Source organism: [Micrococcus luteus] ATCC 49442, from assembly GCF_010367585.1.
Lineage (GTDB): Bacteria > Actinomycetota > Actinomycetes > Actinomycetales > Micrococcaceae > Arthrobacter > Arthrobacter luteus_A.
Map to the genome: position 1 here is coordinate 4,222,140 of NZ_JAAAXP010000001.1, position 23,735 is coordinate 4,245,874.

The 23,735-nt window shown below is 66.7% G+C and carries 23 protein-coding genes; 9 read left to right on the top strand and 14 right to left on the bottom strand.

All coding sequences use genetic code 11. From position 1 onward, the window contains the following. The first annotated feature begins 93 nt into the window (after positions 1-93). From GUV69_RS19235 to GUV69_RS19245, 3 genes are all read left to right on the top strand, one after another. Positions 94-2,967 carry a winged helix-turn-helix domain-containing protein gene (locus GUV69_RS19235; protein ID WP_164205321.1) on the top strand — a complete coding sequence of 958 codons (2,874 nt, stop codon included), beginning with the start codon at positions 94-96 and terminating at the stop codon, positions 2,965-2,967. Between the two features lie 142 nt (positions 2,968-3,109). Beyond that, positions 3,110-3,784, top strand: coding sequence for a hypothetical protein (locus GUV69_RS19240; protein WP_208786678.1), 675 nt, complete (start codon positions 3,110-3,112; stop codon positions 3,782-3,784). Next, the gene (locus GUV69_RS19245; protein ID WP_164205323.1) at positions 3,781-4,008 is read left to right on the top strand and encodes a DUF8691 family protein; all 228 of its coding nucleotides are present in this window, start codon (positions 3,781-3,783) and stop codon (positions 4,006-4,008) included. The genes GUV69_RS19240 and GUV69_RS19245 overlap by 4 nt, the downstream gene beginning before the upstream one ends. 23 nt (positions 4,009-4,031) lie before the next feature. On the opposite strand, the gene GUV69_RS19250 is transcribed toward GUV69_RS19245, so the two are convergent. The 3 genes from GUV69_RS19250 to GUV69_RS19260 all read right to left on the bottom strand — a co-directional run bounded on the left by GUV69_RS19250 (position 4,032) and on the right by GUV69_RS19260 (position 5,657). Further along, positions 4,032-4,295, bottom strand: a complete 264-nt coding sequence (locus GUV69_RS19250; RefSeq protein WP_164205325.1) for a hypothetical protein — start codon at positions 4,293-4,295, stop codon at positions 4,032-4,034. 95 nt (positions 4,296-4,390) lie between these two features. Then, complete coding sequence (gene ykgO, locus GUV69_RS19255) at positions 4,391-4,513, bottom strand: type B 50S ribosomal protein L36 (RefSeq protein WP_058931424.1); 123 nt, start codon at positions 4,511-4,513, stop codon at positions 4,391-4,393. Between the two features lie 37 nt (positions 4,514-4,550). After that, positions 4,551-5,657 (bottom strand): GTP-binding protein, encoded by a 1,107-nt coding sequence (locus GUV69_RS19260; protein WP_164205327.1) that lies wholly within the window; start codon positions 5,655-5,657, stop codon positions 4,551-4,553. 155 nt (positions 5,658-5,812) lie between these two features. On the opposite strand from GUV69_RS19260, the gene GUV69_RS19265 reads away from it, so the two are divergent. The 3 genes from GUV69_RS19265 (at position 5,813) to GUV69_RS19275 (ending at position 8,979) form a co-directional block, all read left to right on the top strand. Then, positions 5,813-6,979 carry an acetate kinase gene (locus GUV69_RS19265; RefSeq protein WP_164205329.1) on the top strand — a complete coding sequence of 389 codons (1,167 nt, stop codon included), beginning with the start codon at positions 5,813-5,815 and terminating at the stop codon, positions 6,977-6,979. A gap of 162 nt (positions 6,980-7,141) precedes the next feature. After that, entirely contained in the window at positions 7,142-8,326 is a 1,185-nt protein-coding gene (locus GUV69_RS19270) for a metallophosphoesterase family protein (RefSeq protein WP_164205331.1), read from the top strand. Between the two features lie 95 nt (positions 8,327-8,421). Beyond that, on the top strand, positions 8,422-8,979 hold the full coding sequence (locus GUV69_RS19275) for a GNAT family N-acetyltransferase (RefSeq protein WP_164205333.1): 558 nt from the start codon (positions 8,422-8,424) through the stop codon (positions 8,977-8,979). Between the two features lie 71 nt (positions 8,980-9,050). Here GUV69_RS19275 and GUV69_RS19280 read toward each other — a convergent pair whose 3' ends face one another. Both GUV69_RS19280 and GUV69_RS19285 read right to left on the bottom strand, forming a co-directional pair. Next, positions 9,051-10,253 (bottom strand): NAD(P)/FAD-dependent oxidoreductase, encoded by a 1,203-nt coding sequence (locus tag GUV69_RS19280; RefSeq protein WP_164205335.1) that lies wholly within the window; start codon positions 10,251-10,253, stop codon positions 9,051-9,053. A 4-nt stretch (positions 10,254-10,257) separates the two neighbouring features. Continuing rightward, on the bottom strand, positions 10,258-10,464 hold the full coding sequence (locus tag GUV69_RS19285; RefSeq protein WP_164205338.1) for a hypervirulence associated TUDOR domain-containing protein: 207 nt from the start codon (positions 10,462-10,464) through the stop codon (positions 10,258-10,260). Between the two features lie 175 nt (positions 10,465-10,639). Here GUV69_RS19285 and GUV69_RS19290 point away from each other — a divergent pair, with 175 nt between their 5' ends. After that, entirely contained in the window at positions 10,640-11,110 is a 471-nt protein-coding gene (locus GUV69_RS19290) for an SRPBCC family protein (protein WP_164205340.1), read from the top strand. An 80-nt stretch (positions 11,111-11,190) separates the two neighbouring features. Here GUV69_RS19290 and GUV69_RS19295 read toward each other — a convergent pair whose 3' ends face one another. Both GUV69_RS19295 and GUV69_RS19300 read right to left on the bottom strand, forming a co-directional pair. Continuing rightward, positions 11,191-13,446, bottom strand: coding sequence for a S9 family peptidase (locus tag GUV69_RS19295; RefSeq protein WP_164205342.1), 2,256 nt, complete (start codon positions 13,444-13,446; stop codon positions 11,191-11,193). 488 nt (positions 13,447-13,934) lie between these two features. Next, the gene (locus GUV69_RS19300; protein ID WP_164205344.1) at positions 13,935-14,399 is read right to left on the bottom strand and encodes a DUF4383 domain-containing protein; all 465 of its coding nucleotides are present in this window, start codon (positions 14,397-14,399) and stop codon (positions 13,935-13,937) included. A 319-nt stretch (positions 14,400-14,718) separates the two neighbouring features. On the opposite strand from GUV69_RS19300, the gene GUV69_RS19305 reads away from it, so the two are divergent. Further along, positions 14,719-15,141 carry an Hsp20/alpha crystallin family protein gene (locus GUV69_RS19305; protein WP_164205346.1) on the top strand — a complete coding sequence of 141 codons (423 nt, stop codon included), beginning with the start codon at positions 14,719-14,721 and terminating at the stop codon, positions 15,139-15,141. A 56-nt stretch (positions 15,142-15,197) separates the two neighbouring features. On the opposite strand, the gene GUV69_RS19310 is transcribed toward GUV69_RS19305, so the two are convergent. Then, the gene (locus tag GUV69_RS19310) at positions 15,198-16,208 is read right to left on the bottom strand and encodes an NAD(P)H-hydrate dehydratase (protein WP_164205348.1); all 1,011 of its coding nucleotides are present in this window, start codon (positions 16,206-16,208) and stop codon (positions 15,198-15,200) included. Beyond that, positions 16,192-16,989: a histidine phosphatase family protein gene (locus GUV69_RS19315; protein WP_164205350.1), complete on the bottom strand. Its 798-nt coding sequence runs from the start codon at positions 16,987-16,989 to the stop codon at positions 16,192-16,194. Before GUV69_RS19315 ends, GUV69_RS19310 begins: the two co-directional genes overlap by 17 nt. Before the next feature lie 237 nt (positions 16,990-17,226). Between GUV69_RS19315 and GUV69_RS19320 the strand changes: the two genes are divergently transcribed. Further along, positions 17,227-17,640 (top strand): hypothetical protein, encoded by a 414-nt coding sequence (locus GUV69_RS19320; protein WP_164205352.1) that lies wholly within the window; start codon positions 17,227-17,229, stop codon positions 17,638-17,640. Between the two features lie 569 nt (positions 17,641-18,209). Here the strand turns inward: GUV69_RS19320 and GUV69_RS19325 are convergent. From GUV69_RS19325 to GUV69_RS19345, 5 genes are all read right to left on the bottom strand, one after another. Continuing rightward, entirely contained in the window at positions 18,210-19,319 is a 1,110-nt protein-coding gene (locus GUV69_RS19325; protein ID WP_164205354.1) for an LCP family protein, read from the bottom strand. 132 nt (positions 19,320-19,451) lie between these two features. Beyond that, entirely contained in the window at positions 19,452-20,093 is a 642-nt protein-coding gene (locus GUV69_RS19330; RefSeq protein WP_164205356.1) for an arsenate reductase/protein-tyrosine-phosphatase family protein, read from the bottom strand. Between the two features lie 251 nt (positions 20,094-20,344). Continuing rightward, positions 20,345-20,968, bottom strand: a complete 624-nt coding sequence (locus tag GUV69_RS19335) for a DUF305 domain-containing protein (protein ID WP_164205358.1) — start codon at positions 20,966-20,968, stop codon at positions 20,345-20,347. 60 nt (positions 20,969-21,028) lie between these two features. Then, complete coding sequence (locus GUV69_RS19340; protein ID WP_244292788.1) at positions 21,029-21,523, bottom strand: hypothetical protein; 495 nt, start codon at positions 21,521-21,523, stop codon at positions 21,029-21,031. A 50-nt stretch (positions 21,524-21,573) separates the two neighbouring features. Further along, a complete protein-coding gene (locus GUV69_RS19345; RefSeq protein ID WP_244292908.1) occupies positions 21,574-23,637 on the bottom strand; it encodes a heavy metal translocating P-type ATPase in 2,064 nt (687 codons plus the stop codon). Between the last annotated feature and the right edge of the window lie 98 nt (positions 23,638-23,735).

The following is a 23,735-nucleotide window of genomic DNA, read 5'->3' on the forward strand; positions in this document are numbered from 1 at the left end:
AGACGCAGACAGTGCGGTTGCGAGGCCGGGATCAAACTTGAGGCTGATCATCACCCAGCCCGACCGCCGTCGCCTAGGCTGGAACGGATTCGTATGGAACGTTCGATGATGGCCACCAAGATCTATCTCCCCGCGCCGCGCCGGGGTTTTGTGGCGCGTCCGCGGCTGCTGGAGAAGCTGGGCCTCGGCACGGAGTCCGGCCTCACCCTCGTGTCCGCACCGGCCGGATTCGGGAAGACCGCCCTCCTGGCCGACTGGCTGGGTGACGCCGCAGCCCAGGACCGCCGCGTTGCCTGGCTCTCGCTGGACCCGGGGGACCGTGAGCCGGCCGTTTTCTGGAGCAGCGTTATTGCGTCGCTCCAGAACGCCCTGCCCGGCGTTGGTTCCACGGCGCTGGAGCTGATCGGGACCCAGCCACTGGCTACCGAGCTGGTGCTCACCATACTCGTGAACGACCTCGTGAATGACTTGGCGGCCGTGACCCGGGACGTGGACCGGGACGTGTGGTTGGTGCTGGATGATTACCACACGGTGGACAGCCAGGTCATCGGGACGGGCATGACCTACTTCCTGGAGCACCTTCCGCCGCAGGTGCACGTTGTGGTGGGCACCCGGTCGGAGCCCGGTTTGCCCCTGGCCCGATGGCGTGCGCGGGGAGAGCTGGTGGAGATCCGCGCCGCAGACCTGCGGTTTACCCCGGACGAGACGGCGGCGTACCTCAACGACGCGGCCGGACTGGACCTGCCCGCAGAGCAGGTGACCATCCTGGACCAGCGGACGGAGGGCTGGATTGCCGCACTCCAGCTAGCCGCGCTCTCGCTCCGGGACCATGAAGACGCCGCCGGATTCATCGAACGCTTCGCCGGGGACCATCGCTACATCGTGGACTACCTGGTGGAAGAGGTCCTGGACCACCAGCCGGAAGCCGTCCGGGATTTCCTGCTGCACACCGCGGTCCTCGACAGGCTGACGGGGCCGCTGTGCGATGCGGTCACCGGCCGCGACGACGGCGGCGCCATGCTCGTGGCCTTGGAACGCGCGAATCTTTTTGTGGTCCCGCTGGATGACCGGCGCGAGTGGTACCGCTACCACCACCTCTTCGCCGACGTCCTGCGGGGCCGCCTGCTCAGCGAGGAACCCGGGCACATTCCGCTGTTTCACCGGCGTGCCAGCCACTGGTACGAGGCCCACGGACACGTCGAGGACGCCGTGCGGCACGCCCTGAGCGGCCAGGACTTTGACCAGGCTGCCCGCCTTGTGGAACGGGCCGTACCGGTGCTCCGCCGCAGCCGCCAGGATGCCGTGCTGTTCGGCTGGCTGAGGGAACTCCCGGACCGGGTCATCCGGCGCAGCCCGCTGCTGAGCGTGTTTTACGGCGGAATGTTCATGGCGTCCGGCGACCTCGGCGGGGCGGAGCAGCGGTTCGACGACGCCGAGCGCGCGCTTGCCGACCGCGCGCTCGCGGAACGAGAGGCCATTGACCGCGCGGCTGCGGGGGAGGACATGGTTGCCGTGGAGCGGGCCACGGCGTCTTCCGGGCCGGAGGGGGCCGCAGCCGCGGAGCTTGAGATGCTGCCGGCCACCATCGCGATGTACCGCGCCTCGCTCGCGCAGGCCAGGGGCGACGTGGCCGGGACGTCGGCCCACGCCCGGCGTGCGCTGGAGCTGGCCGGGCCTGGCCATCACTTTGCGCGCGGCGCAGCAGGCGCTTTCCTCGGGCTGGCGGCGTGGGCGGAGGACGATGTGCAGGATGCGTTGGAGACGTTCACGCAGGCCGTTGCGAGCCTGCGTGCGGCCGGAAACCTGCTGGACGAACTCAGCAGCACCGTCATCCTCGCGGACATGTGGCTGGCGGCGGGCCGGCCAAGTGAGGCGCGCCGGATTTGCCTGACTGCGCTGCGGCAGGCCGAGGCCCGCGGGGATTCCATGGCGCGTGCTAGCGCCGAGCTACACGTGGCAATCAGTGAGATCTGCCGGGAGGCAGGCGACCTCGGCAGCGCCAAGGACCACCTCCAGGCTGCCGCGCCGTTCGTGCACAATGGGCCCATCACCGAGAGCCGCTACCGCTGGTTCGTGGCGAGTGCTCTGGTGGCCCAGGACGAGGGCGACGTGGACGGCGCCATCGGCTACCTGGACCAGGCAGAGCAGCTTTTCCGGCCGGGGTTCTTCCCGGAGGTGCGCCCCATCCCGGCTATCAAAGCCCGGGTTTGGATACGTCAGGGCACTCTGTCCGGGGCTGCCGGCTGGGCCCGTGCCCGCGGCTTATCCGTGGCCAACAGCGCCGGTTACATGCAGGAGTACAACCACCTCACCCTGGTCCGGCTTGTGATTGCGCAGCACCGCGCCCAGCCTGATACCGGTGCCGTCGCGGAGGTGCTGGGCCTGTTGGACCGGCTACTGGCCCGCGCAACGGAGTCCGGCCGTGCGGGCAGCGTGGTGGAGATCCGCATCCTGCAGGCCCTTGCCCATGACGTGTTGGATCAGCGCAGCCAAGCCGTTGAGGCCCTTGGCGCTGCCTTTGATGGATCGCCCGAACCTGAGGAGTACGTGCGGCTGTTCCTGGACGAAGGGCCGCCCATGATGAAGCTCCTGCGTGACGCCATGCGGGATGCACCGGATGCAGCAACGCACGACGTCGGTGCTGCCGCCCACGCACAGCGTCTCCTCACCGCGGCTGCACTTCAGCAGAAGTCAACGGCGCAGCCGCCGACTGCGCAGATGCCACCGCCGCATCCGGGACCTGCGCACCCGGGCGAGCGGCCGCCGTCGGACGTTGACCCGCTGAGCGAGCGCGAGCTGCAGGTGTTGAGGCTCCTCGACAGCGAGCTGAGCGGTCCGGAGATCGCCCGCGCGCTGTTCATTTCGCACAACACGCTGCGCACCCACACCAAACACATCTTCACCAAGCTGGGCGTCACCAGCCGGCGGGCGGCGGTCAGCCGTGCGCGCGACCGAGGCCTGCTGTGACCGGAACCGCCCCGGCACTTTCTGGCGGCCAGGTTCACCCTCTGAAGTCACATCACCGGGTGATGCCGTCTCACACCACCCGTCCCTACCTTTGAGTTATCCGGCAGCGCCCGCCGCCGGAAGCAGACTCAGGGAGCCGGAGATGTCAATCACCACCACCAAACTCACCCGCTGGGCAGGGCTGTCCGCAGCCGCCGCGGGCCTGCTGTTCATCGGCGTCCAGATCAACCACCCCCACCTGGACGCAGAGTTCGCCACCACCGCGGAGTACACCGTCCGCCAGTCCTTTAAGGCGCTGATGGCCGGGCTTGCACTCGTGGGCATCACCGGCATGTACCTGCGCCAGGTGGCCCAGGCAGGAGTGCTCGGGCTGGCGGGCTACCTGGTCTTCGCCGCCGGTTACCTCATCATGTTCAGCGTCGAAATCATTGGAGCGGCTGTCCTGCCCACGATCGCCCGCACCACCCCCGGCTACGTCAACGACGTGTTCGCGACAGTCATGGGGGACCCGGTCACTGGCGACATCGGCCTGATGTCCGTCCTCAATCTGGCGTCGGCGGTGACATTCCTCGGTGGCGGACTCCTCTTCGGTATCGCCCTCTTCCGCGCCGGGGTGCTCGCCCGCTGGGCCGCCGCGCTGCTCGCCGCCGGCTCCGTGGCAACCCTCTTCCTCCCGCTGCTGCCGCAGGTCAATGACAGGCTGTTCGCCCTGCCCCTCGGCGTTGCCCTGATGGGACTGGGGTATTCGCTGTGGAGCGGACTGCGCCTGGCGCCGGCACATAACAACGCGACGGCGGTGGGGGTGGAGGCGCCATGACGGCGTCCCCAAAGCAGGAGGTGCCCGCCCGGTACGAGATCCGTATCGGCGGGCACCTCGAAAAACACTGGTCGGCTTGGTTTGGTGACCTCACACTGACCCATGAGGGCGACGGCACCACGAAGCTCTGTGGATTCGTCCCGGATCAGGCAGCACTGTATGGGGTACTGATGAAGGTCCGGGACCTGGGGATTGTCCTGATCTCGGTGGAGGCGATGGACTGACCTCGCAGGCCGGACTCCGGGCGTTAGCTGTTTTCGGGCTTGGCCAGGCTCTCCGGGTCTTCCTGCTTGGCCGGCTCGTCGGAGAGTCCCTCGGGCGTGAGATCCAGGTTTTCCGGGTTCTCGGGCTGCTCGGGGGCGTCACCGACTTCTTCGGCCTTGGGCTTGCCTGTGTCGTCCAGGGCCGGGTTGGCGCCCTCCACGCCGGTGGGGTCCTTGGTTCCCGAGCCTGAAGCCGGATCCTGCGTGGTGCTGTCTGAGTTGTCGGACTGAGTGGTGTCGTTCGGCATGGAAGTCCCTCTCTGCGAAATGTAACGTGCCCGCCGACTCTATGCAGGCCCCGGCCGCTGGCGCAACGGCAGGCACGGGTGAGTCGGCCGCCGGCTCAGCCCTGACGGGCTTTCATCCTCGGATTCTTTTTGTTGATCACAAAGGTGCGGCCCCGGCGTCGGACGATCTGGGCGCCGGGAACCTTTTTCAGGGCACGGAGGGAATTTCTGACTTTCATGGGTTGCTCCTTGTTCGGGTGGCGGGTAGTAGCGGGTTCAGGATGGAGCGGAGTCGAGCCGGAACGGATCGGCCAGTCCGGCTTCCATCTCCGCGTCGGTGAGCTCGCACGCGGAGAGCAGCCGGGCAATTTCCGCGGGGTCGATGCCTTCGCCGGTCGCGGCCAGCACGCTGCCGCGGTCCCCGTGTTCCGCATGCCAGTCCAGGTGGGCGTCCACATGGTTCAGTGGATCCGGCACCGCACCGACGTCCTGGTCGGCCAGCCACGGCCCGGTATTTTCGAGCCAGACACGCGGGCCGATGCTTTGGATGGCGATCCGGCACTTCGGTGCAGCGGCGATCCAGAGGCGGCCGCGCAACCAGCAGCATCCCTCCGCGAGGGTGGTCAGGGCGTCCCGGAACCGCTCAGGGTGCAGCGGACGCCGGGCGCGGTGCGCCACGGTGGTGAACGGTGAGGCGGAGGACGACGCCGGGATCCGGACTGTGCCCGGCACTGTCCGGCCGAGGGCGTCCTGGTAGTCGTGGCGGCCCGGCCGGATATGGGCGGCGTGTTCTACGACATCGGCGTGCGGAGCCAGTTCCCTGACGAGTTGGGTGCCGCGAACGCGCAGGGCGGGGGCGGCCGGAAACAGGTCCACGTCCGCCAGCAGGACGGTGTCAGTGAACGCCAGCTCGCCGATGAGGAATTCACCCGCCGTACGCTGGTCCTCGGGGACCGGCGTGAACCCGGACTCAAACAAGGTGTGGCGGTCCCAGATGTGGTCCTCCAGCGTGTCAGCGGCGCAGGCAAGGACGGCGGACCCAATCGTCACCGGGCGGGAAAGACCCCGCCGCAGCGCCCCGATCGCTGCCTCCGCGGACACCGCGGGAGGGAGCCCGACGATCACCTCGGTCTCCCCGCGGTCCAGCAGCCGCTCGATGGCGGGCACCAGGTCCAGCCGCACGGTGCAGCTTAGGCAGCCATGTTCCAGCTGCGTCTCGGAGCGCTCCACAAGCCCGGAGTGGCCGGAGATCCTCCGGATCACCACGCCGTTCTCCAGCAGGTCGTGAAGCACCACCACGGCACCGGGATTGGCCTCCGCCGCTTCGTGGCACGCCTGCTGGCGGCACAGGGCGTCCAGGGAACTGATCACTGTGAGTTGCATACCGATCACTCTAATGAGAATGGTTCTCAAAAACAAGTCCAGCGGATTTAGTGGCTCGGGGCGCGAACCGAAGCTCACCCCCGGCGCGGCGGTCCCACCACGCCGGCAGTACATATAGTGGCTGTAACCACGCCAGTAAGGCTCAGGAGGCCCCCATGCTTGTGCTCGTCATCAATTCCGGCTCGTCCTCGCTCAAGTACCAGGTCCGCGATGTTGCTGCGGGCAGTGTGCTGACCGAGGGGCTGATCGAGAAGATCGGCATGGGCAACGGCGGCGACGGCGACGGCGAGATCGAGGGCCCGCGGGACCACGCGGAGGCGCTGGAACAGGTGGACGCGGCCATCCACGCCGAGCTCGGCGACCTCGAACTGGCTGCGGTGGGGCACCGCGTGGTGCACGGCGGGGAGCGGTTCGCCGAACCGGTCCTGATCGATAACGAGATCACCCGCGCCATCGAGCGCCTCAACCCGCTGGCCCCGCTGCACAACCCCGCCAACGTGTTGGGCATCCGCGCCATCAGCAAAAAATGGCCGGACATGCCGCAGGTTGCCGTGTTCGATACCGCCTTCCACCGCAGCCTCCCTGAGCACGCCTGGCGCTACGCCGTCCCGGACTCGCTTTACACGGAGCACGGCATCCGCCGCTACGGCTTCCACGGCACCTCGCACGAGTACGTCATGCACCGCGCCGCCGCGCTGCTGGACCTTCCGGTGGAAGAGTTCGACGGCGTCATCGCCCACCTGGGGAACGGCGCCTCCGTCACAGCCATCCGGGGCGGCAAATCCGTGGACACGTCCATGGGCTTCACCCCGCTTGAGGGCCTGGTAATGGGCACCCGCTCGGGAGATGTGGACCCTTCCATCCTCGTGTTCCTTGGCCGGGCCGGCTGGACTCCGGAGGACATCGACACCATGCTCAACCGCGAATCCGGTCTCAAGGGGCTCGCCGGCAATAACGACATGCGCTCCGTGGTGGAGGCGTCCGAAGCCGGGAACGCCAAAGCATCCATGGCGCTCGCCGTCACGTCCTACCGGCTGGCCAAGTACATCGGCGGCTACCACGTGGCCGTCGGGGGAGCGAAGGCCCTGGTGTTCACCGCGGGCATCGGGGAGAACTCGCACCAGTTCCGCACGCTCGTGGCGGACAAACTGGGTGCCTTGGGCATAGAGCTCGACGCCGGCCTGAACAGTGAGCGGTCCAAGGAACCCAGGGTGATTTCCACGCCCGGGTCCGCCATCCCTGTCCTGGTGGTTCCCACCGACGAAGAACAGGCGATCGCAGAGGCGACTGCCGCCGTCGTCCGTACATCCGCTGCTCCGTAACTGCCGTTTTGGGCGCCCAAAACGGCGCTTACGGAGCAGCGGATGGGATTACGCGGGCACCTTTCGTTCACTGTCAGTTCCTGGGCTGGATGCTTGGCCTCTCTATCGTCTCGGCAGTAAGGCCGCACGATATTGCGGCCGTCACCGCAACGAGAGGTAACAGTGACTTCACGCATCAACCAGCCCACACTCAGCAGGCGAGCGGCCCTGGCGGCAGCCGGAACGCTCGGGGCGCTGGGAATCACAGTGTCCGCTGCAGCCGCGGGCAAGGCTGCCCCCGGCGCGAAGGCGCCCAAACCCACGCTTGCCTTCCGCCCGGACGGCACGTTCAAAGTGGTGCAGTTCAACGACACGCAGGATGACGAACAGACGGACCGCCGCACCATAGAGCTCATGGACCGGACCCTGGATGCGGAGAAGCCGGACTTCGTGGTGATCAATGGCGATGTCATCAACGGCGGATGCGACTCGGAGCTGGACGTCAAACAGGCGCTCAACCACGTGGTCAAACCGATGGAAAGCCGCCGGATTCCGTGGGCCATCACGTTCGGCAACCATGACGAGGATTCCGCGCAGCGGACGGGGATGACCGAAGCCAGGATGCTTCAGTTCCTGCAGGGTTACGCCCACAACGTCAACGCCGACTCGGTGCCGGGCCTGACCGGTACGTCCAACTCGCAGCTGCTGGTCCAGTCCTCGCGATCCAAGGACCCTGTCTTCGGCCTCTGGCTCATTGACACCGGCCGGTACGCGCCGGACGCCATCAACGGCCAGGACTTTGAAGGTTACCCCGACTGGGACTGGGTACGCATGGACCAGGTCACCTGGTACCGGAACCAGTCCATCGCCACGGAGCAGAAGTACGGCAAGAAAATCCCCTCCCTGATGTGGGGCCACATCGCCCTGCACGAGCACCGCAACATGTGGTTCGCCAGCATCGACTCGCGTACCGAAGCAGATCACGCCCGCGCCCTCGCCAAGCACAGCATCGTCGGCGAGCGCAATGAGGACGAATGCCCGGGACCCTTCAACTCCGGCCTGTTCAACGCTTTCCTGGAGCGCGGGGACGTCCGGGGGTACTTCGTGGGGCACGACCACGTCAACACCTACGTCGGTGACTATTACGGCGTGCAGCTTGGCTACGGTCCGGGAACGGGATTTGGGGCCTACGGGCTGGACGGCGCCGAGCGGAACCGGCTGCGTGGCGCCCGCGTCTTCGAACTGGACGAGGGTCACCCCGGAATCTACAAGGACACGCGGCTCGTGTTCGCCAAAGACTTTGGCATTGACCTGACGGCGAACGATCAGCCGACCGTTCCGGTCCCGCTGGACCCGGCCCAAAGCTGACCTCAGCGCCAGCAGTTGGTCCCCGCCGGCCCTCGTGGTGCGCTCGCAACGGCGCGGTGGGGACCACCGGATGGGATGCCGGGTAGCCTTCAACCATGCCGGAAATCACCCTGCCGATCCATACGGCCCGCCTGGTCCTGCGTCGCTTCGAAGCGGCAGACCTGGATGCCTTCCACGGCTACCACTCGCTGCCGGAGACGGCCCGTTTCCTGCCCGGGCCGGCAAAGAGCCTGACCAAGTCCATGGAGTCCGTTGGGAAGTACGCCAACTTCGTCTTCGAGAAGGAAGGCGACTGGGTGTGCCTGGCCATCGAGGCTGCCGGGTCTCCGGGCCTGCTCGGTGAAGTGGTGCTGAAGTGGCTGCCGGGGTGCGGACAAGGTGAGATCGGCTGGACCCTGGCCCCGGAAGCGCGCGGCAAGGGCTACGCGGCCGAGGCGGCCGATGCCGTGCTGAAACTCGGGTTCGGGGACCTCGGGATGCACCGGATTGAGGCCAAGCTCGATACCCTGAACACCGCCTCCGCCGCACTGTGCGAACGGCTGGGCATGCGGTTGGAGGCACGGTTTGTAGACAAGTGGCATTACAAGGGACAGTGGGCCACGGAAGTGGTTTACGCGATCCTTGAGGACGAGTGGCGGGCGCGGGACAGATAATCCCATCGATTGCTCCGTAACCGCCGTTTTGAGGGTCCAAAAGGGCATTTACGGAGCAATCGATGAGGAATCTACGCCCGGCCCTTGAGGATCAGGTTCCAGTAGACCTGCGGGAAGACGTCGCGGTCCACCACCCAGGACGCGCGGCTCTCTTTCCATGTAGGGATCCTGGGGATGGTGGGCATGGGCCGGTAGTCGGCGTCGAACTCGGCGAACACCACGGTTGAACCGGACACCGTGAACGGGCACACCGCGTAGCCGTTGTACTTCTCTGTCAGCGGCGCGCCTTTCCTGGCAGCCACGAGGTTTTTCGCCAGCACTTTGGTCTGTTTGCGCAGCGCGCCGCCGCACTTGGAATTAGTGGTTGCGGCGGCGTCGCCCAGCGACCACACATTGGGGTAGCGGACGTGCCGGAGGGTCTCCGGGTTCACCTGCACAAACCCGCCGTCGTTCCCCGGGGCCGGCAGATCCGTGGCCTTGAGCCAGTCCGGTGCCGACTGCGGGGGAACAGCGTTCAGGACGTCGTAGCGGATTTCCTCGGTGGTCCCGGCTGCGTTGTCGCTGATCACGACGGTGCGTCCGAGCGGGTCCACCGCTGTCAGTTCGCTGTTGAGGCGCAGCTCGATGTCGTATTCGGCGATCTTCCGGTTGAGTTCCTCGTCCACGCCGGGGACCCCGTAGACGCTGGAGTACGGCTGGACCATGACCACACGGATTTTGTCGAGGACTCCGTGTTCCTTCCAGTAATCGCAGGCCAGATACATGGGTTTTTGGGCCGCCCCGGCGCACTTGGCCGGACCGGAGGGCATGGTGAACACGGCGGTGCCGGACTTGAGGCTGCTGAGCAGGGTCCACGCTTTGGGGGCCAGCTCGAAGTCGTAATGCGAGGCGCCGAAGGGCGAGTGGACGGCGGCTGCCAGGCCCGGAATCTTGTCCCAGTCCAGCTGCATGCCAGGGCAGACCACCAGGTGGTTGTAGGTGACCTGCTCGCCGGACTCCAGCGTGACGGTGTCAGCTGCCGCGTTGACAACCAGGGCTGCGTCGTGGATCCATTCGACACCTTTTGGGGTGACGGAGGCCTGCGAACGGATCGCCTCGGACGCTTTCGCCCGGCCGCCGGCGATGTGCGAAAAGAGCGGCTGGTACAGGTGGTGGTCTTTGGGTTCGACGACGGCGATATCAGTCACGCCGTAGCGGTGGAGCCGTGCCGCCAGGGAGATTCCGGCGTTGCCGCCGCCGATAACGAGGACGTCGTGATGCGCCGTGGCGGTCATTGCCCTAGCCCTTCTCGGTCAGGGCCGACGCCTTGTGGGCGGCCCGGGCCCCTGTCTTGGCGGACTCCACAACGTACTGTGGCTCTGCTTCGCTGGCCCGGTGCTGGTTCCCGTCCAGTTCGAAATCGCTGGCCTTCTTCTCCACGATCTTCCCGTGGGTGGGTCCCTGGGGCGTGTTCCATTCCACGGAGGTTCCCTTGCGTAGCGACATGTCTGCTCCTTCGGTCCGGGGTGAGAAACAAGCTGCAACCAATAGTAAGCATGGTTAGTATCGCTGGTCACGGGTCCCGCCCCGTTGACAGTGCGGTTGGGTCCGACCACACTGGCGCTTGAGCCTACCTGCCGGCCACGCCGTGCCGTCACCAGGCGATGCCGAGGAGTAGCCCGTGGCCGTTATCGAGGAAAGTGTTCTCATCTCCCGTCCGCCTCAGGAAGTGTTCGATTTCCTGATCAAGACCTCAAACATCCCCGTCTGGGACTCGTCGGTTATCCAGGCCGAACAGCTGGGGGACGGGCCCGTCCAAGTGGGCACGCGGTTCAAAGGCACCAGCAAAATCATGGGCAGGCGCTTCGACTGGGTCACCGAAAACATCCAGTTCGAGCCGCCGTCGAAAACGGTGATCCGGAGCGTGGAAGGGCCCATGACCTTCACCATTTCGTACAGCCTGGAACCCCAGGGCGCCGACGGGACACGCCTGACCTACAGCATCGACGCCGACTCCGGCCTCGGCGGCGTGTTCGGAAAGCTGGCTGATTCGTTTGTTCAGAAGGCCCACAGCAGGACGGTCCGGGCTAACCTGGAGACGCTCGCGGACCTGCTGGCCGAGCATCCCGATCACGGCCGGAACGGCGGCTAACGATCATCCGGTGCGGATGATCCGGCCCCACCGGACAGCCCTACGTCAGCCCCTAGCCGGCTCGGCCGGCTTCTAGTTGCCTATTTCAGGCCCGCCCCCGGCAGCAGTTCGGTGGCGCCGAGGGAGTCGGCGATGAACGCATAGTCCCACGCCCGCTCGCGCCACTGGACATACCGGCCGGATGCTCCGCCGTGGCCGCCGTCCATTTCGATCTTCATCACGATCGGCTCGGTCCCCGTCGTTGTGGACCGCAGCGCCTGTACCCACTTGGCGGGCTCCACGTAAAGGACGCGTGTGTCGTTGAAGGAGGTCACCGCGGCGATCTTCGGGTACGCAACGGAGCGCACGTTCTCGTAGGGCGTGTAGGACTTCATGTAGGCGTAGACAGCCGGGTCCGTGATGGGGTTGCCCCACTCCTCCCACTCCAGAGCGGACAGGGGAAGCTCCGGGTCAAGGATGCTCGTCAGCGGGTCCACGAACGGGACCTGAGCCACGATCGCCGCGTACTTTTCCGGCGCCAGGTTGGCCACCGCGCCCATCAGCAGCCCGCCAGCTGAGCCGCCCAGCGCCGCGATCCGGGACGGATCAACCCAGCCGGATCCCGCCAGCCAGTCTGTGGCGTCCACAAAATCGGTGAAGGTGTTCTTCTTGGCCAGCTTCTTGCCGTCCTCGTACCAGTGCCTGCCCAGCTCGCCGCCGCCGCGGATGTGCGCAATCACAAACACCACGCCGCGGTCCAGCAGGGACAGCCGCGCGATGCCGAAACCGGGGTCCATGCTCAGCTCGTAGGAGCCGTACCCGTACACCAGGCCTGCCGCCGTCGAGTCCTGCTTGACGCTCTTGTGCCGCAGCACGGAGAGGGGGATCCGGGTGCCGTCCGCGGCGTCCGCCCATTCCCGGGTGGCCACATAGTCGCTGGCGGAGTAGCCGCCGAGCACCGGGCTTTCCTTGCGGAGCAGCAGCTCCCCGGCGGGCTGCGCCGGGGTGGGCAGCACAAAGTCGTACACGCGCGACGGCGTGAAGTAGGACGTGTAGCCCAGCCGGATCACCGGCGCCTCATAGTCCGAACCGCCGACGCCCGCCGTGTACAGCTCCTCGTCGAACGCCGGCTCCACGGGTGCCTCCTGGGCGGGTGTCCCCAGGCCGGACAACCCCATCACCTGGACCCGCTCGATGGTGTCCTTCCGGACGGAGACGATCAGGTGCGTGGAGGTCACGCCGGCACCGTTGACGCGGACGTCGTCGGAATGCTCGACGACGGTGCTCCAGTGCTGCTCTGCCAGCGGCTTGGCGAGCTCGGCCGGGTCAATCAGGGAGACCATGGAGTTCACGGCATTCCGGTTGTGCGTGATGAGGATCCGCTCGGACTTTTCGCCGTCAGGGCCCGTGAGGAGGAACGGCTCCGCCTCGTAGAGGACGCGCTCGTTGCGGGAAATGACGGTGGTGAGCTCCGCCGTCGGGTCATCAAAGCGGAGCAGCCGCGTTTCGCTGTACTCGGAGCAGCCGATCCCCAGCACGAGGTGACGCCTGTCAGAGGAGAGCTCAAAGCCCAGCCACATGGCGGCGTCGTCCTCCTGGTAAATCACCTCATCGTCGGCGACGGGCGTGCCCAGGACGTGCGATTTGACCTGGTAGGGACGCCACGACTCGTCCACCACGGTGTAGAAGATGCGGGTGCCGTCGGGGGAGAAGCTGACGCCGTAGAAGATGTTCTCGATGACGTCCGGCAGCAGCTCACCCGTGCGCAGGTCCTTGATGTGCAGGGTGAAGCGTTCGTCGCCGGCGTTGTCCACGGCGTAGGCGTAGAGGTTTCCGTCCACGGTGACGGCGGAGCCGCCCACGGAAAAGAAGGGCTTGCCTTCGGCCTCAACGTTGCCGTCCAGCAGCACTTCCTCGCCCGGGATCTCGACGCCGGCCTCCACCGCCGGGGGAGTCCAGTCGGCCACGGGGTTGCCGGTGTCCTGGGCACGGACGCGGCACTGGATGCCGTACTCCTTGCCCTCCACCGAGCGGCTGAAGTACCACCAGCCGTCCTTCCGGTTCGGGACAGACAGGTCTGTCTCCTGCGTGCGGCCCTTGATCTCCTGGAAGATGGCCTCGCGGAGCGGCTCCTGGTGCGCGGTGACCGCCTCCTGGTAGGCGTTCTCGGCCTTCAGGTGGTCCACCACCTCGTCCGATTCCTTCTCGCGCAGCCACTCGTAGTTGTCCACGAAGGTGTCGCCGTGGTGGGTCCGCTCGTGCCGGACCTTTTTGGCCTGCGGCGGCGCGGGCGGCGACTGCGGTCCTGCGGAAGCGGGGGAGGAGCTGGCGGAATCCTGCAACGGCGTCTGGGTCATTCCTTCAATATATAGACCCCCGCCGACAAAGGGCCCGCCCGTTCGCTACCGGGGTAGCCGCCCCAGGGCCTCGGCCTTGGCGCCCGCACCACCCCCTCGGACGCTCTCTCACTTAATGTGGATTTTTGGCACACCCTCTCTCACTTGATGTGGCTTTTTCCCGAACGCTCTCGCGGTCTGAACTTCTCGGGACCAGTTCAGTCCGTCCTGAAAGTTACCGGCCAGGAGCCCTTGAACGGTCCACTGCGTGGTGCTAAAACGGCAGTACCGGGAGAGTCCGAACGCGTTCTTTATCATCTGCCTCTTGAGGGCGGTTAGCCGTTTCGGCACGCCACAGCGCCAGACCGCGCGTCGGCAGTTGCGGGCGACCCTCCCGATACGGTGGCCCCCGGCATCGCCGGGGGCCATCCCTATGCGCCGGGGGCCATCCCTATGCCCTGCCGGCTAGCCCGGGTGATGGCGCCCGGCGTGACCAGCGCCCGGCGTAATTAGCGTCCTGCGCCGCGGACAGTCGCCCGGGCCGGGGCCGTGTTCCTGGCAAGGAGTACGGCAAGTCCGATCATGACGAGGCCAAGGATCAGATGCAGCCAGTTGTCCGCAGTGTTAACCGGAACAAAGTTGGCCGGTGTGTCGTGGCCGATCAGCAGTCCGTAGAGCCAGAGGACCAGGTAGACCACGCCACCATAGAGAAGGTACAGCTTGGCCTGGCCGTGGGTGCGCGCCAGTGCGATGCCGGCCGCCCCGTAGAGCAAATGCACGATGTTGTGCAGGACGGAGACCTGGAAGATCCCCAGGAGGAGGGCTTCCGAGCCATGCCCGGCGAAGCCCAGCGACCCATAGTTTGTGGTGATGCCGGGGATAAAGCCCAGAACGCCCACCAGTAGGAAGACTGCTCCCATCGCAAGGGCTGCCTTCTGGAGGTTCGTCCTGGCTGCGCTGGTGTTGGTGGTCATGTCGGGTGCTCCTGTCATGAGTTGTTGGATCAGTAGGAAAACTTCTCTCAACTGTTCAGGCGACCGATGGGGCCGTCGGCCTGATCGGGTTTTGAGCCGGCGGGGCGCCCTGACTGCCAGGCCTTGTGCCGGGTTCATAACCTGTCCGTTAATTATGCTAAGCATGCTTACTAAAAGGAAGAGGCCAATGGGTGACGGCGAAATATCTGCTCACGCGGGCTTGCGCCCAATTGATCCTTGGTGCTATAAAAAATCTATGTCAGCCAACATAGATAATCTACTGACATGAAGGTGCTGAACATCAACGAGGAGGAAAGTCATGCTGATGCGAACCGATCCGTTCCGCGAACTGGACAGGCTGGCCCAGCAGGTTCTCGGAACCACCGCGCACCCTGCGGCGATGCCCATGGATGCGTGGCGGGAGGACCAGGAATTCGTAGTGGCTTTTGATTTGCCCGGGGTGAACCTCGATTCGGTTGACCTCGATATCGAGCGGAACGTGCTCACGGTCAAGGCCCAGCGGCCGGATCCGGCAGGCAAGGACATTGAGCTGATCGCCTCCGAGCGTCCGAGGGGAACCTTTAGCCGGCAGCTGATCCTCGGTGACACGCTGGACGCGGACAACGTCAAGGCAACGTACGACGGCGGTGTCCTGACGTTGCGGATACCTGTCGCCGAGAAGGCCAAGCCGCGCAAGATCGAGATCGAGACCAGGGAAGCGCAACACAAGATTTCCGCATAGCTTCATACGGTGGCCCCCGGCATCGCCGGGGGCCACGCTTTTGAGATCTACTACGGTCACGTTGCCAGTTCCACCATGAGCGCGGGCAGTTCGTCCGCAAGCTCGCGGGCCAGGAACCCCAGAGGGCCCAGCCTGCTGGCGAGTCTGTCGGCGGCGGCGGCGTGGAGATGGGTTCCCCAGCACGCGGCCTGGGCGTCACTGGCGCCCCGCGCGCGAAGTCCCGCGATAGCGCCGGCCAACACGTCTCCGCTGCCGGATGTGCCCAGCCCTCCGTAGCCGGTGGTGATCGCCCAGAGCTCCGGTCCTTCCGGTGCTTCCCCGCCGGGCGGGCGTGCGATGAAGCCCTGGCAGCTCACCACGGCCTGATACTTGCGTGCGATATCGCACACGGCGGATTCCAGCTGGTCCGCCTCGCGTTCCAGCAGGATCTCCGCCTCCTGTGGATTGGGGGTAAGGATCAGCCGCCCCATCCATGGTTGCAGTGCGTCCCCCAGCCTGGGCAGGCAGCCCAGCGCGAAGGCGTCCAGAATGATGGTGGCACCTCCGGTGCCCGGTCCGCCGTCGGAATCGCTTTCCAGCAGTTGCCGAAGCAGCTCTTCGCTGCGGTCCAGATCGTCAAGCCCGGGCCCGATCAGCAAGGCGTCAGCACCCTCGAGCTCCGAAGCGATGGCTTCCAGCCCTGTGCCCCGGACGGAGCCGTTCCGGGTTTCGGGAAGGCCTATGACGCCGGACTCGGGGAAGTTGACGGCCAGCTGCATGGCCACCGATTCGGAGACTGCCATGGTGATTTTTCCGGCCCCCGCCCGGAGCGCGGCGGTGCCGGCCAGCAGCGCGGCGCCGGGCGTGGCGCGGGCGCCGCCGATCACCAGCACCGTGCCGCGGGAGTATTTGTCCTCCCCGGCGGCCGGCAGCGGCCAGCCGCGCAGCAGCGACGGCGTGACCGGCGTCGCCCGTGAACCGTCGGCGGACCCTCCGCCAGAGCCCGTCCCGCCGGAGCCCTTCTCGCCAGAGCCCTTCCCGTTGGAGCCCGTCCCGTTGGCGCTGGCTGTATTACCGCGGGTGGACATTGGCATCCCCTGCGTGTTCGGTTACCTCTACGCCCTCGGCGATGAGGTGGTCCGCCACGTTGAAGCTTTCCAGCGCCCACGGCCCCTGCCCTTCGGGGCGCACGTAGCGGGTTATGGAGGCGTTCAGGACGGACGTGCCGGCGGCCAGGTCCAGGACTTCCGCTTCGGTCATCCCTTCCAGGACGTACCGTGCCAGCAGGATCAGGGCATCGTGGCAGACCAGCATCACCCGGTGGCCGCTGCCCAGGTTGTTCAGTTCCGCGAGTACGGAACGCAGCCGCAGCACAACATCCGCCCAGGACTCCCCGCCGGGCGGCCGGTAGTAGAACTTGCCCAGCCACAGCCGGCGTTCGGCCTCGTCGGGATGCCGCCGGTCCACGCCTTGACGGGTAAGCATGTCCAGGATGCCGAGTTCACGGTCGCGGAGGCGCTCGTCGGTGCGGACCTTGACCGGCCAGCCGGCGGTTTCCACGGCGATCTCCGCCGTCTGGAATGCCCGCAGGTAGGGGGAGGACACCACGGCGTCGGGCCTCAACTCCTCCGGGATGGATGCCAGTGCCCTGCCGAGGGCGAGCGACTGGTCCTGCCCGGTCCGGGACAGCGCGACATCGGCGTCCCTGGCAGGTACCTCGATCACGTCCGCCCCGGCCTGGCTGGCCTGGGTGGCAGCCACGTTGCCTTCGCTTTCGCCGTGCCGCACCAGGATGAGCTCCACAGCTCCCGCTTCCCGCACCGCCTGCGTCAAACCGCTGTTTTCCACGCTCGACCACCCCGCCGCCATGTGCCGCCTGCCGTGCGCAGGGGCATCACCTGCGGCGTACCCATAATCTGCGTGCGCTAACGTCCGACGGCGGCGCTGGCGTTCCGCTGCCCGTCACCGCACGCCCGAAATCGGCTGTAACCACCGGCGTTAGCGCAGGTCAGTGCGGCTTTCCACAGAACCAAGAGAGAACTCTTGACATGGCGACCTTACCGCGCGGTAATTGTAAGCACACTTATCACATTGGGGTCGAGGACAATGAGAAACATAATCCCGAAAGGCACCCTCCGCCAGATGCTCCTGCCGCCCACATTCGGGCTGCACCTGACCCGGGCCGCAGACTTTACAGTGCTCTCCGTGGAGGTCTGGAGCACTTGCTTGGTAGTGAATATCCACGTGGAGTCCGCCGCGGGAAATGCAATCCCCAAAATTGTTGTGGAAGACCATTGGGGCACGGCCTACCACTTCCGGGATTCCGTCAGCATGGGTTCCCGGAACATCCAGGTGTTCAGGCCGTCCGTACCACCCGGCACCAGAAGCCTGACCATCCGCTCCACCGACGCCGCTGAAGCCCGTTATGTGGTGTCCTTCGCCGTCCCGGCGATGCACGACGCCGACGAGCTGGAGCCGGTGCCGGAGTACCCCCCGCACGGCCTCCGCCGCCCCGCCTAGGACCCAGGCTCCCGGCTCACGCCCCGCCCGCCCTTGCCAAACCCGCTCTCACTTAACGCGGGTTTTTGCCGACGCTCTCTCACTTAATGTGGGTTTTTTGCTGACGCTCTCGCACTTCCCGTTGCGCCGCCGTCGGGAACTGATAGAGCGTTCCGGTATTTACCGCATTAACTGATAGAGCGTTCCAGGAAAATGCGCATTAAGTGAGAGAGCGTCCGGGCCGTCCGTAGATGGGGGACGCGGGCGGGCGTATCCTGATCACGCAAAGGCGCATCCGCCCAGCGTGAGAGGGGAAGTTGAATGACCATCCCGCCAGTGCACGAACCCGAGCCGTTCCCGCCCGAGCCAGGGCCGGATCCGCTAACGCCGGATCCCACGCATCCCGGCCATCCGGGACCCGACAGGCCCAGCCCCGTTCCGACGCCCGAGCCACCAGGCCCGCTGCCCGTCCCGGATCCAGGGCCGGTGCCGCTGCACCCTGACCCGACGCGGAGTTAACCCAACTGGCCCCCGGCAGATGCCGGGGGCCAGTCCGTGTCCTGACGCAGGGTCCCGCCGCGGCGCGGACGTTAGCTGACCCCCGCGTACTTGGGCAGCCGGCCTTCGCGCATGGCCGCGGCCACCTGGGCGATCCCGCCGTAGTCCGGGAAAACCACCGATGCCCCGCCCGGCGCAAAGCCCACGCCGGCCGTGGGGAGGGTGAGGGAGACGAAACTGTTGGGGTCGATGCCGCGCATTGCGTAGGCCAGGACCGCCACGCCCACAGGATCAAAGCCCTGGTCCACCGTGAGGTAGCTTCCGGCGAAGTTCACCAGGCCCCGTACGGCGGTGACGTCGTGGAGAACGGTGTCACTGGTCAGCCTGGCGAGGATTGCGCGGAGGAACGTCTGCTGGTTCCGGACCCGCTGGAAGTCGCCGTCGACGAAGGCGTAGCGCTCGCGGACAAATTCCAAGGCGGCCTGGCCGTTGAGGTGGTTGACGCCCTGGGTGAACACGTGCTGGCTGTCGTGGGTGGACTGGAACGCCAGCGGCACGTCCACCGCGATGCCACCCAGGGCGTCGGTCAGGGCCCGGAACCCGTTGAAGTCCAGCATGATGGTGTGGTCAATCGTGGTGCCCATCAGCTGCCCCACGGTCTGCGCCGCCAGCGGCATGCCGCCCACCGACAGGCTGTCGTTGATCTTGGAGGCGCCGTAGCCGGGAATGTTGACGTACAGGTCCCGCATGAGGGAGACCACGTGGACGCTCCGCCGGTCGGCAGGGACATGGACCAGCATCAGCGTGTCTGCCCGGTGATCCTGCCATTCGCCCGTTGCCTGGGTGTGGGCCGCCTGATCCCTGGCGTTGGCGCGGCTGTCGCTGCCGATCAGCAGGATGTTCATGGGCACCGCCGGGAGTTCGGCGATGGGTTCGGGCGGCGGCGGAGGCGCGGGGGCCGGCGGGGGCGGCGGGGTGGTCTCGGACGGAGTGGGGGTGACGGTTTCGGTGGCTGTCGGTTCCGGTGCCGCAACCTGGGCGGCCGGCCGGCTGAACAGGAGGGCGGACCCAACCACCACCGCCACCAAAAAGAGGGACAAAAGAGCCGCGAGCAAACGGCGTCGTTTGCTCGCGGCTGGCGCAGTATTTTCCTGGCCCGGTGCGCCGGGGCCGATTCGTTCTGGACCGCTTGGGGTAGCCATGACTTAGTGTCCGCCTGCGGGGGCGGTTCCGCCATGGGCAGTAGTGTGTCGATTTCCTAACGGTTGACCGGGGCTGATGCCGGCGCCGGATTCAGGGCAGAGGCAGCAGGCGTACGACGCCGGCGGGCCGGGTTAAGCGGGAGCGTTCAGGCGGGCGTGACGCAGCACGGAGACGATCGCCGGGGCCAGTTCGTCTTCCATCTGGCGGTAGACCTCGGGGCCGCGGCGGTAGGGGTCGATGATGTCGTTGTCGGCGGAGTCCGCCGGCAGTGACAGGTGCCGCACAGCTGCTGCCCGCGCCGGAAGCCCCCGCCAGAAGGCGGTGTTGGCACTGAGGGGAGAGCCGCCGTCGGCCGTTCCTGCCTGCGTTGGGGAGCCATCCGCGCGGTCGTCCAGGACGTCGAGCATCCGGGCGAACTCGCGGATGGTAAAGGTGCGCTTGAGCAGGGACGCGTCCTGTTGGAGGACTTCGCCGCGGTGGCCGGAGGTCATGGTGAGCACCAGGTCCACGCCGCGCAGGATCTTGCCGGTCAGCTGCCGGGAGACAAAGCCGTTGGGGTTTCCGCCGAACATGCGCACGATGTCCCCGGAGAGCGGCTGCATGGGGTCGCCCACCATGGCGCGGGTCCCGGCGCTGGTCACCTCAAATCCGCCCGGCAGCACCTGGTCGAGGCCTGCCTGCAGGAGCCGCTCGGCCACGGGGGACCGGCAGATGTTGCCGGTGCAGACGGTCAGGATCCTCACGGGAGCAGGGGCAGGTGCGGGGGATTCCACGGAACATCTCTTTCCAGCCGGGGCGCCGGACCGGGTACGGCCGGGCTATTTCAACTTAACACGGCCATGCCCCCGGCCCGCCCTCCCGACGCTCTCTCACTTGATGTGGGTTTTTTCGAAACGCTCTATCACCTAACGTGGGTTTTTCCCGAACGCTCTATCACTGAACGTGCAGCGGACCCTCCGCATCGAGTGAGAGAGGGTACGCCAAAAACGCACATTAAGTGAGAGAGCGTCCTGGGGGTGGGGGATCAGAGGGCGGCCAGCAGCGCCTGCATCTCCTTGATCTCCGCACCCTGCGAGGCCACGATGTCCCGGCAGAGCTGGATAGTGGCCGGGTACTTGCCGGTGCGGATCTCCTGCTCAGCCATGTCGATGGCGCCTTCGTGGTGGCCGATCATCTGTTCCAGGTACAGCCGGACGGCATCCGTTCCCGCGGCCGCCTTGAGCCTCTGGATGCCGTCGGCGTCCACCATGCCGCCCATCCCATGGCCGGGCATGCCGGAGGCGCCCATCATGCCGGTGGGCTGGTTCCAGGACTCCAGCCAGCCTGTCATGAGCTCGATTTCGGGTTGCTGGGCTGCCTTGATTTTGGTGGCCAAAGCTGTGACGGAGCCGGGGATGTCCGGCTTTGCCAGGATGATGTCGCTCATCTCAACCGCCTGGGCATGGTGCGGAATCATCATCCGGGCGAACATGATATCCGCCTGGTTATGGTCGGCGTTGGCGTCAGGCATCATGCTGGACATCGGCCCGGAGCTGCCATGGGGCATGCCGGGCATGGGGCCGGCGGGGGACGGGGCCGAGCAGCCGGCCAGGCCCAGGGAGGCTGCCAAAGCAGCAGCGATCACGGTAAAGCGAATCTTGGTCTTCATCGAAAGTGTCCTTCAAAACGTGGGGGAAACTGCGGTGGGCTGGTATGGCACAGTTCCGGTTTACGTCCGGCTGATGGACAAGTCGCAGGGTGTTGGGCTCCGGGGAGTGTAGGCGTAGGCCATGGCCGGGCCGTTGTGTGCACGGGGTGGGTGGACGGCGGCACCGGTTTGGTGCGGCGGGAAGAATGCCAGGGTGCCCGCCTGGGCGGAGGGAATGCAGGAAGTTCCGGATTCCTGCATACCGTGGCACGAGCCTCCGCAGGAAACGACGCCGGCGGGGGCCGCGTCCTCTTGGTCCGCCTGCGCGGGCTCCGCGTGGCTGTGTTCAGCATGCGCCGCCCCTGTGTGCGCACCGGACGCATGGACGCCGGAGACATGCGCACCGGACTCATGCACCTCAGCCACCAGTGCCCCGGCTGCCTGGACCGCCGCGGTGTGGGTTCCGTGAGCGGCATGGTTCGCGGTCAGCACATGCATGCCGAGGATTCCGGCGATGACTGCCAGAACCCCTGCTAGCAGGGCGCCACGCTGCAGGAGCGTTTGGGAAAAACCCACATTAAGTGAGAGAGCGTCCGGGAAAAACCTACGGTAAGTGAGAGAGCGTTTCATCGGACCGCCGCGGGGTTTAGCTTCACACGCCGCAGCAGCTGGGCGTTGAGCGCAACCACGATGGTGGAGGCGGACATCAGCACCGCACCGGCAGCGGGGGAGAGCACCACGCCGGCGAACGCCAGGACACCTGCGGCAAGCGGCACGGCCAGGACGTTGTAGCCCGTGGCCCACACCAGGTTCTGCCACATCTTCCGGTAGCTGGCCCGGGAGAGATCCACCATGGACAGCACCGCCCGCGGGTCGTTACCGGCCAGGACCACGCCCGCCGATTCCATGGCGACGTCGGTTCCGGCGCCAATGGCGATGCCCACCTCGGCCCGGGCGAGGGCCGGGGAGTCGTTGACGCCGTCGCCCACCATGGCCACCTTCAGCCCGCGCGACTGCAGCTCAGCCACTTTTTTGTCCTTGTCCGCGGGCAGGACCTCGGCAAACACCTCGTCGATGTGCAGGTCCGCCGCCACAGCCTCGGCCACCTGCCGCGCGTCGCCGGTGACCATGGCAACCTTCACGCCGCGGTTCTGCAGCGCCGCCACGGCCTGACGCGACTCCGCCCGCACCGCATCCTCGAGGCTCACGGCACCCAGGACGCGGCCGCCGTCGTCAATGACATGCAGCACCGCGGCGCCGCGGGCCATCCACCCGCGCGTCGTGGCCGCCACGGCAGAAGGCTCGACGACGCCGAGCTCGCGCAGTAGCGCGGGTCCGCCGACGTGCACGGTGCGTCCGTCCACATCGGCCCGGACGCCGCGTCCGGTCAGCGAACTGAAACCACTGGCAGCCGGCAGGACAAGGCCACGCTGGCGGGCGGCGCGGACGATGGCCCGGGCCACGGGATGTTCGCTGTCGGATTCGACGGCGGCAGCCACGGCCAGCAGGGTGTCCGCGTCAACGCCCGGGGCGACAGCGACGTCCTTGAGGTCCGGTGCGCCGGTGGTCAGGGTGCCGGTCTTGTCGAACAGCACAACGTCGATGGTGCGCATGCGTTCCAGCGCCATCCGGTTCTTGATCAGGACGCCGGCCCGGGCCGCCTGTTCCGTGGAAATGGCGATCACCAGCGGAATGGCCAGGCCCAGGGCGTGCGGGCAGGCGATCACCAGTACGGTGACGGTTCGGGTGACCGCCTCCGGCACGCTGCCCAGCAGGGTCCACACAATGAACGTGATGACGCCGGCGCCGGCTGCGAAGTAGAAGAGGAAGGCCGCGGCACGGTCGGCCAAGGCCTGGGCTTTCGAGGACGAGGCCTGCGCTTCGGCCACCAGGCGCTGGATCCCGGCCAGCGCGGTGTTCTCTCCGACGGCGGTGACCCGGACGCGGACGCTGTTGTCCGTGGCCACTGTCCCGGCCACCACAGCGTCGCCCACCGTCCGCGGGACGGTCTTGGATTCGCCGGTGATCATGGATTCGTCGAACTCGGCCTGGCCGTCCACCACTGTCCCGTCGGCAGGCATCCTGGCCCCGGAGCGCACCAGGACGGTGTCGCCTTCGCGGAGTTCGGACACGGGGACGGTCTCGGTGCCGTCGGCGGTGATGCGGTCCGCCTCATCCGGAAGGAGGGCGGCGAGGGCGTCCAGGGCACCCTGGGCCGAGCCGAGGGCACGCATCTCGATCCAGTGCCCCAGTAGCATGATGGCCACCAGCAGTGCCAGCTCCCACCAGAAGTCCAGGTCAAATCCGCCAATGCCCAGGCTCGTGATCCAGGACGCGGCAAACGCCACCGTGATGGCCATGGCGATCAGCAGCATCATCCCGGGCTGGCGTTCCTTCAGCTCGCGGACACCGCCCTTGAGGAACGGCTGGCCGCCGTAGAGGAAAATAACGGTTCCCAGCACGGGCGGGATCCAGGCCGAGCCGGGGAACATCGGCGGCATATAGCCCAGGAGGTGACCCACCATGGGGCTGACATAGACCACAGGAACGGACAGAAGCAGGGTCAGCCAGAACCTGTTTTTGAACATGGCCGTGCTGTGTCCGGCGTGCTGGCCGTGAGTGTGCACGGCATGGTCGTCGTCCGGGCCGTGCCCGTGCTGCGGCGGGTGCCCGCCGTGAGGAGCGTGCATGTCCGCAGGGGACGCACCTTCCGGGACCCCTGCGGCAGTAGCCGCCGTCATGGTTCCGTGGTCGGCATGGCTAATGCGCCCGGCATGGCCGGCGTCGC

What these genes read in the sequence shown, in the direction of transcription:
- GUV69_RS19325 (WP_164205354.1), bottom strand. Translation starts at nt 19,319, where the DNA reads ATGGCTACCCCAAGCGGTCCAGAACGAATCGGCCCCGGCGCACCGGGC.
- GUV69_RS19345 (WP_244292908.1), bottom strand. Translation starts at nt 23,637, where the DNA reads ATGCACGCTCCTCACGGCGGGCACCCGCCGCAGCACGGGCACGGCCCG.
- GUV69_RS19250 (WP_164205325.1), bottom strand. Translation starts at nt 4,295, where the DNA reads ATGCCGAACGACACCACTCAGTCCGACAACTCAGACAGCACCACGCAG.
- GUV69_RS19305 (WP_164205346.1), top strand. Translation starts at nt 14,719, where the DNA reads ATGCTGATGCGAACCGATCCGTTCCGCGAACTGGACAGGCTGGCCCAG.
- GUV69_RS19320 (WP_164205352.1), top strand. Translation starts at nt 17,227, where the DNA reads ATGAGAAACATAATCCCGAAAGGCACCCTCCGCCAGATGCTCCTGCCG.
- GUV69_RS19310 (WP_164205348.1), bottom strand. Translation starts at nt 16,208, where the DNA reads ATGTCCACCCGCGGTAATACAGCCAGCGCCAACGGGACGGGCTCCAAC.
- GUV69_RS19285 (WP_164205338.1), bottom strand. Translation starts at nt 10,464, where the DNA reads ATGTCGCTACGCAAGGGAACCTCCGTGGAATGGAACACGCCCCAGGGA.
- GUV69_RS19260 (WP_164205327.1), bottom strand. Translation starts at nt 5,657, where the DNA reads ATGCAACTCACAGTGATCAGTTCCCTGGACGCCCTGTGCCGCCAGCAG.
- GUV69_RS19275 (WP_164205333.1), top strand. Translation starts at nt 8,422, where the DNA reads ATGCCGGAAATCACCCTGCCGATCCATACGGCCCGCCTGGTCCTGCGT.
- GUV69_RS19315 (WP_164205350.1), bottom strand. Translation starts at nt 16,989, where the DNA reads ATGGCGGCGGGGTGGTCGAGCGTGGAAAACAGCGGTTTGACGCAGGCG.
- GUV69_RS19295 (WP_164205342.1), bottom strand. Translation starts at nt 13,446, where the DNA reads ATGACCCAGACGCCGTTGCAGGATTCCGCCAGCTCCTCCCCCGCTTCC.
- GUV69_RS19245 (WP_164205323.1), top strand. Translation starts at nt 3,781, where the DNA reads ATGACGGCGTCCCCAAAGCAGGAGGTGCCCGCCCGGTACGAGATCCGT.
- GUV69_RS19240 (WP_208786678.1), top strand. Translation starts at nt 3,110, where the DNA reads ATGTCAATCACCACCACCAAACTCACCCGCTGGGCAGGGCTGTCCGCA.
- GUV69_RS19235 (WP_164205321.1), top strand. Translation starts at nt 94, where the DNA reads ATGGAACGTTCGATGATGGCCACCAAGATCTATCTCCCCGCGCCGCGC.
- GUV69_RS19265 (WP_164205329.1), top strand. Translation starts at nt 5,813, where the DNA reads ATGCTTGTGCTCGTCATCAATTCCGGCTCGTCCTCGCTCAAGTACCAG.
- GUV69_RS19335 (WP_164205358.1), bottom strand. Translation starts at nt 20,968, where the DNA reads ATGAAGACCAAGATTCGCTTTACCGTGATCGCTGCTGCTTTGGCAGCC.
- GUV69_RS19280 (WP_164205335.1), bottom strand. Translation starts at nt 10,253, where the DNA reads ATGACCGCCACGGCGCATCACGACGTCCTCGTTATCGGCGGCGGCAAC.
- ykgO (WP_058931424.1), bottom strand. Translation starts at nt 4,513, where the DNA reads ATGAAAGTCAGAAATTCCCTCCGTGCCCTGAAAAAGGTTCCCGGCGCC.
- GUV69_RS19300 (WP_164205344.1), bottom strand. Translation starts at nt 14,399, where the DNA reads ATGACCACCAACACCAGCGCAGCCAGGACGAACCTCCAGAAGGCAGCC.